This is a genomic window from Paenibacillus agilis (assembly GCF_007786455.1).
In the GTDB taxonomy this organism is placed as follows: domain Bacteria; phylum Bacillota; class Bacilli; order Paenibacillales; family Paenibacillaceae; genus Paenibacillus_B; species Paenibacillus_B agilis.
On the sequence record NZ_VNJK01000001.1, the window covers coordinates 3633260 to 3649935 of the forward strand.

The 16676-nt window shown below is 42.2% G+C and carries 12 protein-coding genes; 1 reads left to right on the plus strand and 11 read right to left on the minus strand.

Going from position 1 to position 16676, the window contains the following annotated elements; genetic code table 11:
* Positions 1-3: 3 nt before the first annotated feature.
* The 4 genes from opp4C to FPZ44_RS16150 form a co-directional block, all read right to left on the minus strand.
* A complete protein-coding gene (gene opp4C, locus FPZ44_RS16135) occupies positions 4-864 on the minus strand; it encodes an oligopeptide ABC transporter permease (protein ID WP_144991883.1) in 861 nt (286 codons plus the stop codon).
* Between the two features lie 84 nt (positions 865-948).
* Complete coding sequence (locus tag FPZ44_RS16140) at positions 949-1905, minus strand: ABC transporter permease (RefSeq protein ID WP_144991553.1); 957 nt, start codon at positions 1903-1905, stop codon at positions 949-951.
* Between the two features lie 83 nt (positions 1906-1988).
* A complete protein-coding gene (locus tag FPZ44_RS16145; RefSeq protein ID WP_144991554.1) occupies positions 1989-3737 on the minus strand; it encodes an ABC transporter substrate-binding protein in 1749 nt (582 codons plus the stop codon).
* A gap of 491 nt (positions 3738-4228) precedes the next feature.
* On the minus strand, positions 4229-5599 hold the full coding sequence (locus tag FPZ44_RS16150; RefSeq protein WP_144991555.1) for a polysaccharide deacetylase family protein: 1371 nt from the start codon (positions 5597-5599) through the stop codon (positions 4229-4231).
* A gap of 189 nt (positions 5600-5788) precedes the next feature.
* On the opposite strand from FPZ44_RS16150, the gene FPZ44_RS16155 reads away from it, so the two are divergent.
* Entirely contained in the window at positions 5789-6964 is a 1176-nt protein-coding gene (locus FPZ44_RS16155) for an AI-2E family transporter (protein WP_144991556.1), read from the plus strand.
* A gap of 167 nt (positions 6965-7131) precedes the next feature.
* On the opposite strand, the gene FPZ44_RS16160 is transcribed toward FPZ44_RS16155, so the two are convergent.
* From FPZ44_RS16160 to FPZ44_RS16190, 7 genes are all read right to left on the minus strand, one after another.
* A complete protein-coding gene (locus FPZ44_RS16160; RefSeq protein WP_144991557.1) occupies positions 7132-7653 on the minus strand; it encodes a hypothetical protein in 522 nt (173 codons plus the stop codon).
* A 112-nt stretch (positions 7654-7765) separates the two neighbouring features.
* Positions 7766-9157 carry a permease prefix domain 1-containing protein gene (locus tag FPZ44_RS16165; protein WP_144991558.1) on the minus strand — a complete coding sequence of 464 codons (1392 nt, stop codon included), beginning with the start codon at positions 9155-9157 and terminating at the stop codon, positions 7766-7768.
* Positions 9154-9486, minus strand: coding sequence for a PadR family transcriptional regulator (locus FPZ44_RS16170; protein ID WP_144991559.1), 333 nt, complete (start codon positions 9484-9486; stop codon positions 9154-9156). Before FPZ44_RS16170 ends, FPZ44_RS16165 begins: the two co-directional genes overlap by 4 nt.
* 285 nt (positions 9487-9771) lie before the next feature.
* Entirely contained in the window at positions 9772-11634 is a 1863-nt protein-coding gene (locus FPZ44_RS16175) for a peptidoglycan D,D-transpeptidase FtsI family protein (RefSeq protein ID WP_144991560.1), read from the minus strand.
* 279 nt (positions 11635-11913) lie between these two features.
* A complete protein-coding gene (locus tag FPZ44_RS16180) occupies positions 11914-14028 on the minus strand; it encodes a methyl-accepting chemotaxis protein (protein WP_261378349.1) in 2115 nt (704 codons plus the stop codon).
* 294 nt (positions 14029-14322) lie between these two features.
* The gene (locus FPZ44_RS16185; protein ID WP_186786076.1) at positions 14323-15645 is read right to left on the minus strand and encodes a peptidase U32 family protein; all 1323 of its coding nucleotides are present in this window, start codon (positions 15643-15645) and stop codon (positions 14323-14325) included.
* Positions 15646-15665: 20 nt separating this feature from the next.
* Entirely contained in the window at positions 15666-16601 is a 936-nt protein-coding gene (locus FPZ44_RS16190; RefSeq protein WP_144991561.1) for a peptidase U32 family protein, read from the minus strand.
* Positions 16602-16676: the final 75 nt, after the last annotated feature.

Consider the following 16676-nt stretch of genomic DNA (forward strand, 5'->3'; position numbering starts at 1 on the left):
CCCCTACCTCTTCGATTTCGGATCAAGTGCATCACGCAAGCCATCGCCCATAATATTAATAGAGACAACGGTAATAAAAATACATACGCCTGGCGGAATCCATAACCACGGACGCTTTTGGAACTCAATCATGGAGTTCGCAGCAGAAATCATATTCCCCCAAGACGGAGTCGGTGGAACAACACCTAGTCCTAAGAAGCTTAGTACAGACTCCATCAGAATACCACCAGCTACTGCCAATGTACCAACTACGATAATAATCGGCACTGTATTTGGCAATAAATGACGGAAAATTTTTCGGCGGTCACGCAATCCAAGCACTTCTGCTGCTTGCATAAACTCTTGTTCACGCAACATCAAAATTTGACCACGAACTAAACGTGCCAAGCTTGGCCAACTTAAAAATCCGATAAGAAACATAACGAGATAAATACGATTAGCAGGGTCCATCTTTAACTCAGACAGCGCCGCTCCCAAGATAATAAGAACGGGCAGCGATGGTATAGACATAATAATGTCTGCCAATCTCATAATAATCGTATCGACCCATCCGCGATAATAACCTGAAATAGCCCCTAATGTACTACCGATTGCTACCGTTACCAACATCGCAACGATACCAACCATTAGGGATGTTTGTCCTGCTACCATTACGCGCAACAGAACGTCACGTCCAACCTTATCTGTTCCCATCCAATGATCTGCACTAGGTGCTTTATTGGCATTACGAATATTCATCGCATCATCCATAGAATACGGCGAGAACATCGGACCGATAAAACAAAATAGGAACATTAATACAAGTACAATTAAACCTGCCATCGCAAATTTATTTTTTCTCATTTCACGAAGCGCCAATCTCATTGGAGAAGCTGGCTTCTTAGTAGGTGGCTTCGCATTTACCGAGTTGGAATGAACGACTGCTTCAGACACTAGCAATTCCCCTTTCTATTTCATACGAACACGTGGATCTACAACACGATACATTAAGTCCGCGACAACGTTTCCAATAATAGTCAAGAATGCAATGAAGAACGTATATCCTAGCATTAAGAAATAGTCACGGGCTGTAATCGCATCCAAGAAAACGCCCCCGATACCAGGCCAGTTGAATATACTCTCCGTAATCATAGCTCCTGCGAAGAGAGACGGAATCTCAAATCCTAGTAACGTAATTGCCGGAATCATCGCATTGCGCAGTGCATGCTTAAATATAACCGTACGTTCCTTCAAGCCTTTAGCACGTGCTGTACGAATGAAGTCCTGCTTAATGACATCGAGCATACTAGTACGGAAGTAACGAGTTAATCCACCAACGTTCAACGCAGTGAGAACGATTACAGGCAAGATCATATGTTCAAGTACATCCCATACATGAGCCCAACCTTCGTAATTTGCACCTGTTGTAGTCATTCCACCAATTGGGAAAATTCGCATATCTACCGCGAACAATTTAATAGCTAGAAGCCCGAGGAAGAATGACGGCAAAGACATAACCGCAAAGACTAAGAATGTAATTACTCCATCGAAGAAAGAATGCTGACGTACGGCAGAGAACACACCTACAATTATGGCTATAATCCAGCTCAACACCATTACAGCACCTGCAATGAGCACAGAGTTCCATACATAGCGATCAATAATTGTAGTTACAGGCTGCTTGTGAGAAATGGAATAACCAAGATCTCCCTTCAAAACACCTTGTGTCCACTTTATATATTTAATATGAACCGGATCATTCAATCCGTACATTTCTTTCAATTCTGTGGCACGCTCTTTCGATATAGTTGGATTCGAATCTACAAAGTTACCTGGTATGAGATGAAAGATAAGAACCAATACGATCGATACCCCGATCAAAGTCGGGATCGTCTGCAAGAGGCGCCGAATGACCTGTGTTGTCATAAAATTTTCCTCCTAGCTTCTAATAAACCTAAATGCTCAGCCAAAAAATCGGCTGAGCATCGGGCATTCTGCACTGTGCTACATTATTGAATTTGGATCGCTGCTGCATCCGCAGTAAAGTCTTTGTACGGGGATGTATCGAATCCTTGTATACGAGAGTTCGTTGTCAGCGTATCACGACGTTGGTACAAGAAAATTTGTGCTACTTCTTCATTCGTGATTTGATAAATTTCTTTGTAGTAAGCTTTGCGTTTCTCAAGATCGAACTCTTCGTTCGCAAGCTTATACAACTCATCTACACGAGGGTTGGAGAAGAAGTATTTATTTTGGTTACCGCCTGTACGGAACGTACCTTGTGATATTTGAGGATTTGGTGTCAAAGCAGATGCTAAGAATACCATCTCGAAGTTTCCTTTTTCCACTTTATCCAACAATGCATTGAAGTCCATTTGATCTGGTACGAAATCGATTCCGAGCTGTGCATAGTTTTCTTTTGCGATTGGAATCAACACTTCATTAACTGTATTCGGTGTAGAAGCTGTAAATGTAATTGTGAACTTCTTACCATCCTTCTCACGAATACCGTCAGCGCCTACTTTCCAACCTGCTTCATCAAGCAACGCTTTTGCTTTTTCAAGATCGTATTCGTATTTATTCACTTCATCCGTATAAGCCCAAGATACTTTGGACTGAGGAATGTTAATGACATCTGCAAGACCTTGGTATACACCATCAACGACATCTTGACGGTTCAACCCGTATACCAATGCTTGGCGTACACGCTTATCACTGAACTTCTCGTCTTTGTGGTTCAAACCGATAAATCCGTATCCATTTGTTGGGTTCAACATCAAGTCGGCGAAACCAAACTCTCGGATAGCTTCAACGTTGTCAAGCGTTGCAGAGATGAATGTATCTCCGTCTGTTTCACCTGTTTGAACCAATTGCAAGTTTGTTTCTTCTGTCGTAGCTTTGTAGATCAAGTTAGGTACTTTCGGCGCTCCCAAGAAGTAATTCGGGTTTGCTTTAAATACAACTTCTTGCTTCGGAACAAATTTCTCTAATGTATATGGACCAGAACCGACTGGATTCAAGAACGTGTCCTTCATCTTGCTCAAGTCACCTGGCTTGTATGCAGATTCATATACGTGCTTAGGCAAAATCCCAGTTGCACCGAATACGTCTAGAGACAACACAGAAGGTTTCTCTAATGTAATTTCAACCGTTTTCGGATCAACTACTTTCAATCCAGAGATGGATTGTGCTTTGCCTTCTTTATAGTCTTTTGCACCTACGACTGGCGCGTAAGCAAATGCATCACTCGGACCATCATAAGATTTGTCATAGAGCAATGTTAATGTGAATACAACATCATCAGCTGTAACTGGCTTGCCATCGCTGAATTTCGCATCTTTCAACGTAAATGTAATTGTTTTGTTATCATCAGATACCTTATAGTCACCGAGATGCGGTGCATAGGAACCGTCTTTTTGAATTTCCAATAGTGTAGTAAATAGAAGATCGTTAACCCATACATCATAGCTAGACTCTTCATATGCCGGGTGGAACACACCAGATGGTGCAGGTACGCCCAAAATAACTGTATCTTTACGAGCTGCTGCTGTTGCAGGCGCTTTGCTAGGATCCGTTGCTTTGTTCAAACCTTCTGTATTTAGCCCGCTATCGCCTTCAGCTGGCTTTTCGCCCTCTGCAGGTGTCTCTACTTTTGTACCTGGGTCAGCTGGTTTAGCAGCATCTCCGCCACCGCAAGCAGAAAGGATTAAAGAAAATGCCATTACTGCACTAAGCAAAATTAATAGTTTCTTTTTCATGACCTTATCCCCCTAATCAATGTAAATAATAAATAATCATCGAATTGCATATCTATAACCTAATAGAATTATAGAATCTGCCGTTTTCTGCCTCTCCCACTACGGTTTCGAACATCGGTCAAATCGTATCGGAACCCTAGTTCCATAAGCAGGAAACGAATATTTTTCATAATACTACTTGATAATTAGGCTTTTGTAAATCCCCATGTAAGCTTTATTTTGCAATTCTAGCACCACTTTTTGATAACATTTTTTTATCGATCTCAAAGCCACTCAATGTTAAAAATATGTAATGTTATTAATGAAAGTAAATCATATGGACATTTGTCCATTGTGAAGAGACAGTGTTATTCCCATGTCCTCTTCGAAAGTGCATTTTTCTATTTGCAAAAAGTTTGCATACTTTTTGCATAATGTATTTACATAAAAAAACCTTGGGTTCTAAATGCTAGAAACCCAAGGTTTGGTGATAGAAAAAATATCCTGTTTTACTAAGTAGCACTAGGTGCTTTTTTAACCACATGCTCTGATGTGAGCAGTGTTTGCTCCTGCTTATTCGCTTCATATGCAAATGATTTTCCATATCTTGAAAGTAACGTGTGACGCGACATAATAATCAGCTTGGGAACAAGCTGCTCCGTATGGTTACGGACTCGGTTACTCCCAGAAGGATGAATAATACGCATAATAAGCCGCAAATAATGCTTACTTGCCCATGCGAATATACTTTTCGGTAAATCTTTAACCACAAATCCAAACTGCTCAGGGCCTCTATTAATCATACTGACCCCGTAGAGCGCTTTGAACTCTGCATTCACCTCTGGGTGGGATTGAACGTAATCTGCCAACTCCGGCAACGTGCGCTCTACATCTCGTATCATGTGAATAGCGATTTGCATCATATTACGGGAACGCGTTCCGATCTCATACAATCTGCGATTATCAAAATGAATTTCCAGCACTTTATCATCTTGCTTCAGAACCGTTCCATCATCCATCGTAACTGGATCTCCATGATAAGGACGCATTCTAAAGTGGAAAATTGGTTGCTCTGGATTCGTTGTTTTCATACCGAACAGAATGTGGAACACTCGCTCATAGCCAAGCCATGATTTCACGACTATACGCTTTAACCAAGATGGATTACGAACTTTATTAGCATCTGTAGCACGCATCAATTCATCTACGCGTACACAGCGCAAATCTTTCTGCTTCGCATCCTGAAGGAACCGCTCTAACGCAATCAGCATATTTGCTGGTGCATCCGCGTCTGCTCCAAGTGTTAAGCCGCAATCATGCAGCAGGAGCACTTCTCCACCGCGGCAGCATTTGGACATACGCTTGTATAAGCGCTCTGCTCCAACCTTTTTACGCCAATCATTGAACATGGCCGACCAAAGTATAATTTGGATGTGACCTAGGTTGTTGAAATCAAATAAGTTTACAATTCCCCATGGAGGACGATAATAAATGGGGCGTTTTCCTGTTATCGACTCGATAATGTTAGATGTCTTTTCTATATGCTGTCTTACTGTTTTGGGACGCATAAACCAGTTTGTCTTATGAACATAATTGTGAATGCCTATGAGGTGACCTTCTTCATGCATGCGCTTTAACAGCTCTGGGCATTTCTCAGCTTGAATACCTAGAACGAAAAAAGTAGCCTTGGCATTATATGTTTTCAGTAAATCAAGAAGTTGAACGGTATATTCAGGATGAGGCCCATCATCGAACGTTAAAGCAAGATCTCTCTCTGATTTCCCTTTCTTGAACACTCTAAATCCAAAAAAACGACTGATGACACCTGGAATAAATGCGTAAAACGTTAGGATATAAAAAGACCACAATAATATGACTTCCATATTCGTGCTTCCCCGTTTCTACATGTCATTATGGCTTCCATTCATTGTATCATATCAGCTAAAAAAATAGGCAGATGATTTCATTTTCGTGTAGAATGAGAACATAGAATCATAACAGCAAGGCCTGTTCTTAGATGGGACTGTAAGCAATATTTCAAGCAAGTCATTAAGGAGGAGACCAATCCAGCCATGTTGGCATTTTATCGTAAATATTGGAAGACCGTTTTTGATATTGCCCTAGTAGTTCTAACTGTCTATTTAATTATGTTTGCATTCAGTCAATTATACGCGATTGCAGCACCAATATTTTTAGCGCTTATTATTTTCTGGATCATCGAGCCGCTTGCTCGAAAATTAGCACGCAGAGGAATACCGAAATCTATTGCCTCCGCTTTATCTGTCATGTTGTTCGTGCTTGTCATTCTTGGTTCACTTATTGGAGCAGGAATTATATTTACTCAGCAGGTTGGCGACATCGTCAGCTCCATACCGACTCATCAAGAGGCTATAGTCAAACAAATCGCTGGGATTTCGGAATTTTTGCAGGATAAATATAAGGATCTTCCTGGTGATGTCGCAACAAAAATGAATACGTATTTCCAAGACTTTGCTTCCAAAGCAGCAAAATGGATGACGAGCTTCCTAAATTGGCTTGTTACCCACGTGGCTTCCTTCTCTACATTTGTGATGAACTTTGGAATCGCCGTCGTTCTTGCCTATTTCCTAAGTACCGAAATTGAATCTTGGAGAAAAATTACGCAAGATAAAACACCTAGAACGTTCAAAAAAGCATTTGTGTTCCTTAAAGAAAATGTATTTCGCGGTATCGGAGCTTATCTCAAAGCCCAACTCAAACTTATATCGATTACATTTACACTCGTTTTCATTTCATTAACATTACTCGATGTAGGGCACGCATTCACTATTGCCTTGTTATCCGCATTATTTGATATTTTGCCTTTACTAGGTGTACCTGTCATCTTCGTTCCTTGGATTATTTATATGTTCATTGTTGGCAATACGACAATGGCAATATGGCTAACTGTGGTGCTCGTTGTTACGATGGCTACACGACAGTTCCTTGAACCAAAAATTACGGGAAATACACTCGGTGTATCTGCATTCACAATGCTATCGTTTATGATTGTATCGTTGTCTCTATTTGGTATTGCTGGGTTAATCCTGGCGCCGATTCTACTCATCTTGCTCAAAGCTCTATATGATCAAGGATACTTCCAACGATGGATTCGCATGCCTGTCGATGAATTCGATTCGAATCCTCTCGTTCCTAACGTAGAGCCTAGTGCCGAATCGAGCACTCCAAGTCATACAAATGCAACTGCAGATGAGCATTATAAAGCATAAGGAATAAGATTGCTGCCGTAGGTTGAATAACAGTAATAAAGTGATAAGTAGTTTGTTTAGCATCGCTTTTACCATCGTATAACTAAAAAGAACCACACAGGTGTGTGGTTCAAGTATCGTGAACCCCTGTATTATAGAAAATACAGGGGTTCTTTATGTTTATGCAATTACAGGGACTTGGCAGCTGCCATAACTTCTGTAAGTGTTCCTGCCGTATGGATTAATTCATTATTTTTCATAAAACTATGCTTGATGACCGCATCATCAATGACTGTCTCGAACTGTCCTCCTAAGGATTCAGACTTAGAATTCAAAAAGATCGTGTACTCCTCAACAAGAACTTGATTATTGGGCTTAAAAGTAATAAATATATCTTCCTCGCCTTCTCTCGACCCCACCCGATAGATGCTATCGAATCCCGGCTTCAATGTAAAGTTGAAATCACCGTTATGAAGTGTTGCAGTTACATCTTTCGGGGCGGTGAAATACACCTTTTTGGTCACCCCATCATTTATAACCTTGATGTTATTTTTAAAAAGTGCTTTACCCACGATAGGTTTCTCCGTCCACTCGAACGGTTCAAGCGGCTTACTTTGACTACCTTTTACGTTCATGATGCTAAATGCAATGATAGCAATTACAACCATAATAAGTGCTGTTGCTGCTGATAATTTTACTTTTCTAGTCATACTATATGTTCGCTCCTTACACCTTCCATACAAGCTCATACATAACAGAATCAGCATATTCGGAAATTGAAATGCGCTATAATTTGTGACATCTGTTCAATCAACTATTTATCTATTCAATCGACCCTGACAGTTGACGATGACTATACATATCTTTTCTCCGATATGCGCTTAGCATAAGCCCGACCACAGCAAAATCAAAGATGACAGTCAATGAGCTCCAATTCATTAATGGCAATTGAGGTGCACCTTCTGGAAATATGTTTAGACACATCAATATATTCCATACATATTGCAAAACTAGCACTGTGGTCAACCCAATAACTAACCCTCTAGCATATCCATCCTTAAGCATGATCCCCATACGCAATACTCTTTTTATAAAAAATAGTACGAATAGAATGGAAATAATACCAAACACCCAACCAAGGCTGTGGACTGCATAAGTAAATTGAAACTCGATATTATGAGGATACATCATTGTATTGATATCATTTAATCCAAATCCTTGACCCCACATCCCGGCTGATTCAAGCAATCGGAATGAACGTTCACTGATGGAACCAGCACCTCGATTTAAACCGTCTGTAAAGTAATATAAATTGTGTTGTAACATACCTTGTATCCCTATCCAATGGGAACCTTTTGGTGTACTTCCAATATATAAGATTAGTCCCATTAACAACGCCCCAGACAAGCTAACAGAAAGAAGCAGTTTTCTATATCCTGCTATCAACAACAGAACAACCAATCCTATACAGTAGCTAAAGAAAGTGATCAATGAAGCGTAGTGAGAGTACACAATTATAGGCAATAAGATGCTTACTATCATCTTTACATTCGTAGAACGAATCTCCATTCCTTTAACCTGCATATCATGCCTCTTTAACTGAAAAATACCAGCAAAAGAAATAAGGAATAAGTACGGCGATAAATAAAATAATTGAGCGTAAATCCTGTTGAAATCGTTCATTTGAGACTCAGTTGTGGCATAATCCGGCGCTATATATCCCAAATATAGACTAATAAGATGAGCCACGACCAATAAGGCTAATGTTATAACATATAGCTGCCACGAGAAACGCAGTAACTTTCGATAATCGGCAAAATATACCGCGATCATAACAGAGATTCCTATGAATCCGTATAGTAAGTCTTCTTTAATTGGAAAGTCTACGGATAGATTTAAAAGGATAATCAGTGCGATACCGACCATACCTGCTACCAGTGCAATAACGCTCCATTCCGGCTTAGGCTTATGTGCAGTATGTAGGCCTTTACCTACTTCCTCAGGACTACCCATCTGCTTGAGAACGTCCGATACGGTTTCTTCTAGAGATGTGTTATCATGGTATTTTCGTTCTTCTGCTAAATCTTCCAGATGACCTAATAATTCATTTCGTATGTCTTCATGCATAGCTTTTGCCTTCACTTGTCCACACACACGATCTAAATACTGAACGATATCTGGATGCTCAGCAAAGCCCTTAACTCCGCCATTCATAAACTGCCCTCCCCAATTACACGGTCGACCGTCGAACGGAACAGCTTCCACTCCTGCTTCTTATCGACAAGTTGTAATCGTCCTTCCTCTGTTAACTTGTAGTACTTGCGCTTGCGCCCGCCCTCTTCACTCCAATAAGACTCCACTAATCGGTCAACCTCAAGCGTATGTAAAATAGGATACAACGTACCTTCCTTAAACGTGAAGACTCCCTCTGAACGCAGTTCGATCTCCTTCGTCATTTCATACCCATACATGTCCTTACGATTAAGCAAGGTCATTATAAGAATGACCGTACTCCCTTTCATTAGCTCTTTCTTAATTTTCATCCTATATCCCTCCATATGCATCGAGTTTCTATACATCGAAAATCTATACATCGGTTTTCTAGGTATTAATATATGCTAAAACTACTTTTTAGGCAAGCTATTTATATCTTCCAGTATATGGTTTAATGAAATTGCTCCATTTTGCAATCACTCTAGTTACATCCAGATACTGACTCGTGGTCATTATGGCAGCCCTTTAAATCAAGTCAATTTCCAACTCTCATGCTAGGATAACATCGAAACTATGCAGCATCTCAAAGAGGCGTACCCTTTAAGGATACGCCTTTATTTCTGATTTACCGATTCATAAGCAGCCAGTAAATCCATCACTTCACCAAATACAGAAGTCGCAATATGTGGTTGTGAGGCTTTACTGATTTCATTTTCGGACACAACCGCTACCGCATATCGAGGTTTATGAATCGGGCCGTAACCGACAAACCAACTATGCAGCTTGTTCGTTCCATATGCTTCGCTTTGAGCTGTACCGCTCTTCCCCGCCAGCTTCCACATACGGTTAAGCAGTTGCTGACCTGTTCCATCTTCAACAGTTCCTCTCATCCATTGCTGTAACAACCTCGTCGTTCTAGGCAGCAACATTTGCTCACCTTTAGCTTCAGCCTTAAATTCCATTATTGTATGACCTCTGGCATCTGTTGCTTTTGCAACAAGACGAGGATGACCTGTTCGACCATGCTGAAGCAGGGTAACGATTGCATTCGCTGCAGCAAGTGGAGTAACTCTCACATCACGCTGCCCGATAGCACTTTGCGCTCGTACACCACCATCTATAGTTGCAGCTCCAGTACGCTGTTCATCACCATTTGTATAACTGAATACACGCCCTTCCTGCTCCTGTGGAGCATGCGCAAGTGCTTTATGGCCTAGCCCATCCGAAGATATTAACCCTGCCTTGCCTGTAAAGCCAAGCTTGTCAGCATATTGCTGAATCTGTACAGCGCTGAGCCGTTCCCCTAATTGAGCAAATACGACATTACATGACTGTTCAAAAGCCTGCTCTAATGTTAATTCGCCATGCCCTTCTTTGTGCCAACAAGATAAACCATAACGCCCATATTGTCCTGTACATAGAAACTTCTCTTTTGGAGATACCTTGCCCGTTTCAATCGCAGCAGCTGCGGTAACAAGCTTAAACACGGAACCTGGGGGCAGCGCAGTTACCGCCTGATTGTTCCAATCCGTGTGCTCCGGTTCAATATGCTGTGGATCGTATCGTGGCAAAGAGACCATCGCTACAATATCACGCGCTTGCACATCCAATACAACGACCGCTCCACGATGAATTCCTTTTTCACGCATAATCCCATCGATTGCAGTATGAAGCTTCATATCAGCTGTCGTATGCAGCATTAGCGGATAATACGGATTATGCGGACGGCTCAGCCTAACATCAAGCCCTTTCAATGGGGTTTGCAAAGCATCCGTATAATGTACATAGGTGTGTGCACCAATACTTTTCAATAACGGTTGAAATGACTGTTCCAATCCAGCGGCCCCAGTTCTCATTGTTTCAGTACTATTTACTGACTTTACATGCTCATCCGAAGTCAGCAGGCTCGTGTAACCGATCCAATGAGGAGTCGCCGTTCGATATGGATAAGGCTCCGCATAAGGGAGAATTCGAACACCATTCCATTTTTGCAGCTGTACATCTTTTATCTGTGAGGAACTCAATAACAATGGTGTTTCCACCTTGTTTGAATCACTGCCTACCTTGTTCGGATTGCTAACACTTGCAATAAACGGCTCCTTTGCCTGTGTCCATTGTTCAACAAGCTTCTCTTCCTTCATATTCAACCAAACAGATATGGTTCGGATTGCTTTACGATCAAGTGATTGACGATTAACAGGAAAGAGCACTAACACATCTTCATGTTTCCCTGTCAACATCCGACCTTTGCTGTCTACAATTCGACCACGACCATCATCCAGTGCGATGCCTTTTTCCCGTTGAACGATAGAACGACTCACAACAGATCGTTCACGACTATCCATCTTCCCCCCTATTAACTGGAGGTAGGCTAATCGTACTCCATACAACAACAAGATACAGCTAAGTACCAGTCCCGTTATTTGAATACGGCTCCATCTTTCCCTGTGCAGCTGACTTTCCGTTTGCTTTTTCATACGACCATCTGATCCATTTTTTTCACCCTTATAATGCAGGTTAAATAATATGGGTTCAATCCCATTATTCCAATCAAGCAACTACCGGCTTATTTATTCACTAGTAACTAGTATTTCTTACTAAAATACTTCTCAAACAGCCCGGCTTCATCCTTGCTGCCTATTTTCGTTACTTCACGACACTCCCATCAAAAAGAGACTGCCCATCTGCCATTTCTCAATGACTTTGGACAGTCTCTATAAGTTCGATTCATTCAAATCGGTACAAAGTGTAGCATGTTACTGTTGAACGATACTAAACTGCTTCAATCTCTCCTGCAAATCATTGGACACTTGCTCCAATTCAGTTGAAAGCTCCACCAAACGGTTGGATACAAGCATCTGTTCATTGCTAAGTGAAGCCACCTCTTCGGACGTCGCCGAAGACTGTTCCGCTACCGCACTGACATTAGACATTGCCTCCGTCATTATCCGCTGAGATTCATCCAACTCATTCACAGCCGAAGTTGCAGAATCTAGTCTTTCAAATAGGGCAATCATTTGAGATTCTACCCCATGGAAGATCATATCCGCTTCCTTCACTGCCCCAAGCTGCTCACGGAATATCGGGTAAGCCTCTCCTAACATCGTTACCGTTTCATCCACTTCACGTTGAATGCTTGCTGTAATCTGACCAACAACTTCAATGGATTGCTTGGATTGATCCGCAAGATTGCGTATCTCATCTGCTACGACCATAAAGCCCTTCCCTGCCGCACCAGCTCTTGCAGCTTCAATCGCTGCATTAAGCGACAGTATGTTGGTTTGTTTCGTCATTTGATTGAGCAGATCAAGAATTTGACGAACAGACTGTGTACTGTCTTTGAGTGCATCAACCTTTGCTACTAAGGAACGAACGATTTGCTCGGTAGCAGCGGTTTTTGTACTCAATTCATTCATATAGCTAGTACCCCTCTGACTCTGCTGCTGTACTTCAGTCGCCGCATGAAACATTTCTACGTTCATTTCAACGACTTGCTGCATTTTGTTCGTCGTTTGCTCACTGCAGTCATTGCTACGCTCAGCTTCCACAGCCAGACTCGCTGCTCCTTTTGCTATTTCCTCAGTAGCCAGCGCAATTTCCTTAGCAGAAGATGCAGTACTGCGCGAAGCTTCACTCAACTGCCCGGCAGTAAGCAGCACAGCTTGAGCAGACTCATCCGTACGTTGAACGAGATCCTTGATGCGCTCCATCATCGTATTGAAGCTTGTGCTTAGCTGTCCGATCTCGTCACTGGAGCGATGCTCCATATGAAGACCTAGCTTGCCCTCAGCACCTTCCATCATCAGATCGCGCAGACGCTTGAGCGGCTTACCTACCATTCTCATTACGTAATATCCCAGTAAAGCTGCAACAATGATTCCAACTCCAACTGAGATCCACGTAACATTACGAATCGAATTGGTCTCTTTCACAATCGATTGTACAGGGGTAAATCCATTTAATATCCATCCTGTCTCACGTGAAACAAAATAAGACCCTAACAGTTCCCCCTGCTCAGCACTGTCCACAATCTGTTTCCCTGAGTTCGCTTGATCTTGTGGTGTCAGCTGGATAGCAGGAGCTTGTCCTAATTTGCTTAAATCATTATCCAGCACAAGCTTACCCTTTGTGTCTACAATTTGGATAAACCCGCCTTGGCTCTGGTCCCACTTCAAATGATCAGCCAAAGATTGTACGTATATTTCCATTACCATAACAAATTGTGGTTCATTTGTTTTCAAATCATTTACAAGGCGAGCCATCGAAAAGATAGGCTTCGGACTTTGTTCAGCAACTCCTTTGGCACTCGACGGAATCCATACCGGCTGACCCTTCTTGTTAACTGCTTCCTTAAACCAATCCTTTTCCCTTGCTGTAGATAAGGCATCGGAAGGTGTGCCTGATGTAAATATAGGAGTACCGTTATTCTCGAGCGGAATAAAGAACATCGAAAATAGCGTGTTATTCCCAAATACGTAGCCTTTCAGCTCGGATTCAATTTGTTTCGTTTGCTCAAAGAGTTCGAATGAATTGCTCTTATCTCCACGATACACATTCGACAAGTTCGTATGCAGCTGCTTATCAAAGAGTACCTGATTCGACAGCTTTACACTGTTGTTGAACAATAAATCAAGCTTTTCCCCCGCTTGAATCAACGTTTGCTGCTGAGACAACGACAACTGTTCCTCTACAATCGTTCTTGAGCGATCATAAGAAAATAACCCTATACTCACTACTAACAGCGTTACACTTACTAAAAAGATAATGAATAACTTGATCCCCACAGAGCTAAGCGCTTTCAATTTCAGAATATCCCCCTTATTCTGCATGATTAACGACGGACTCGTATCTTTTTTTCGTTTCAAGCGCATCGCTATACCCCTTCCTCTTCCTAAGCAGATAGGCAAATCTAGGTATTAAGTCGTATGTCGTATGTAGTTCGTTGTCCGGCTTGGTAAATCCTTCATAGTAAATCGATCTTTTAATAAAAATGATGTCAATTCATTCCGAAACAGCACCACAAAGTCGTTTCTTACCTAAAAATAAATAAACCCTTGCTCGTAAGCAAGGGCCTATTCCTGTGATTAAGGGTGAAAAATATATGGTTACTGATAACTCAATCATTCTGTTCAACAGTTTATTGCAGAGCTGTCAGCAGTTTGTTGTTAACGATTCTTTTTGCGCATCATATCAAAGTACTTCACTGGTTGATCGACCTTCACTTTGACATATTGCAATGGATGACGAGCTGCATCCAGTGAATTTCCTTTTTCATCGTAGATCGCCTCAATCGTCTGCTTGAAGAAGAATCCTTTAGGACCAAAGAACTCTACTTCTGTACCTGGCTTAAAGTGATTGCGCTGCTGAACAGTAGCCAGCTGAGTCTCGGGATCATAGTCGATTACAAGTCCTGCAAAGTCATACGGCACAGCCTTCTCTTCGGGCTCATAAATATGATCTTCATGATCAGGCTCTTCGTAGAAGAAGCCTGTATTGACTGGACGGTTCGCCGCCTTATTCATCTCTTCAACCCATTCTGGCTTCAACTGATACTGTTCAGGGTCCGCCATATAGGAATCGATTGCTTGACGATAAACGTTAGTAACCGTTGCCACATAGTGAATGGACTTCATTCGTCCTTCGACCTTGAAGCTATCAACACCGGAGTCTACAAGATCAGGCAAATGATCAATCATGCACAAATCCTTAGAGCTCATCGTAAACGGATTTTGCTCCTCTTGGAACAATGGTAGCTGCGTAATTCCTACCTTGAATGGTTCCAATGCAGGCTTCTGTTCCATATCCTCTGCATCAGCACGATCATCCTCGAATAGGTCATACCTCCAGCGACAAGATTGACAGCATCCACCTCGGTTGGAATCACGGTCGGTAAAGTGATTAGACAAAACGCAGCGACCCGAATAGGAGGAACACATTGCGCCGTGAATAAACGCCTCGATCTCCACATCCACATGCTGCTTAATTTCTGCAATCTCTTCCATGCTCGTCTCACGAGCAAGTACTACGCGAGGAGCCCCTTCATTTTTCCAGAATTGTACCGTTTGCCAGTTGGATACGGATTGCTGTGTAGACACATGCACCTCAAGCTTAGGCGCTACGCGTTGAGACGTTTCAATAATAGCCGGGTCAGCTACGATAATGGCACTGATTCCGACTTCCTCCAGCTTGCGGAGATAGTCCTCCAAGCCTTCAATATCCTCATTGTGCGCGTAAATATTTGTCGCAACGAATACTTTCGCCCCATATTTATTGGCAAATTCTACACCTTCACGCATTTCCTCGAAGCTAAAATTGTCTGCGTTTGAACGCAAACCATATTTTTGACCTCCGATGTAAACCGCATCCGCTCCATAATGAATCGCAAACTTAAGCTTCTCAAGGTTGCCTGCGGGAGCTAGCAATTCCGGCTTATCCAGCCGGTTACGCTTGCCAAAGTATTTCCGCTCATGCTTCATTGTAGTTGTCATACCCTTTAGCTCTCCCTTCCTTAGTACATTTGCTCTTTATAGAAAAATCCGAATGATAGTTCACGTTCAGGGTCTTGCACCTCTCGGATACGCTCCAGCCACTGCTCGTTGAATTGGTAGCTTTGTGGATCCTCTGCATATCTATCAATCGCTTCGCGATATACACGAACGACCGTTTCATTGTAATGCAGCGGCTTCAATAGTGTTTCAATCTTGAATGAATCGAGCCCTGCTTCAAGCAACAGCTTCAAGTCCTCTATAATACATACGTCATCTGAGCTCATTACATAAGTACCATGTTCATCCTCATAAACAGGGTATTTCTCATCCTGACGTTCCTGTTCGATTAAAAATAACTTTCGTTCAATGCCGACTTCTTCAAGGTGAGCCTCTTTGCCAATATGACGCATGTAGTGCTGAAGAAGATGACGCTTGGAATGATATATATTCGTCATCCCATGCACTTGCACTTCCACTTCCATATCTGGAAGCTCACGCTTCATCTCTTGCACTTGCTCCATATTTAACTCGCGCGCCAATACCATGCGACTTGCGCCGCGTTTTTGCCAGTAGCGAGCTGTTACAAAGTTCGTCGACGTCATCTCGGCGTTCCAGAACAGCTTTGTATTCGGCGCAGAGTCCTTAGCGATCATCAGTATCGCAGGATCTCCATACACGATTGCATCTACACCAGCACATTCCAATTGTGCCAAGTAGTTAGGCAGTTCTTTCATCGTATCATTATGTAACAGTTGATTAACTGCCACATAGAGCTTCGCATGATGCTCGCGCACGATTGGCATTGCTTCCTCAATAAGCTCAACGGTCATCGTCCCTGGTAATCGCAGGCCATATTTGGGTTCTCCTACGAGAACCGCACTAGCCCCGGCTTGGAGTAAACGTTGCACTTCAGTAATACTGCCTGCTGTTACAAGCAGCTCCGGCTTCTTACTCATCCTCACACCACTTTCCTCTCATTACATAAGCATGTCTCTCTATATAACCGTAATTCGGCCCCTCATTCCATGCAT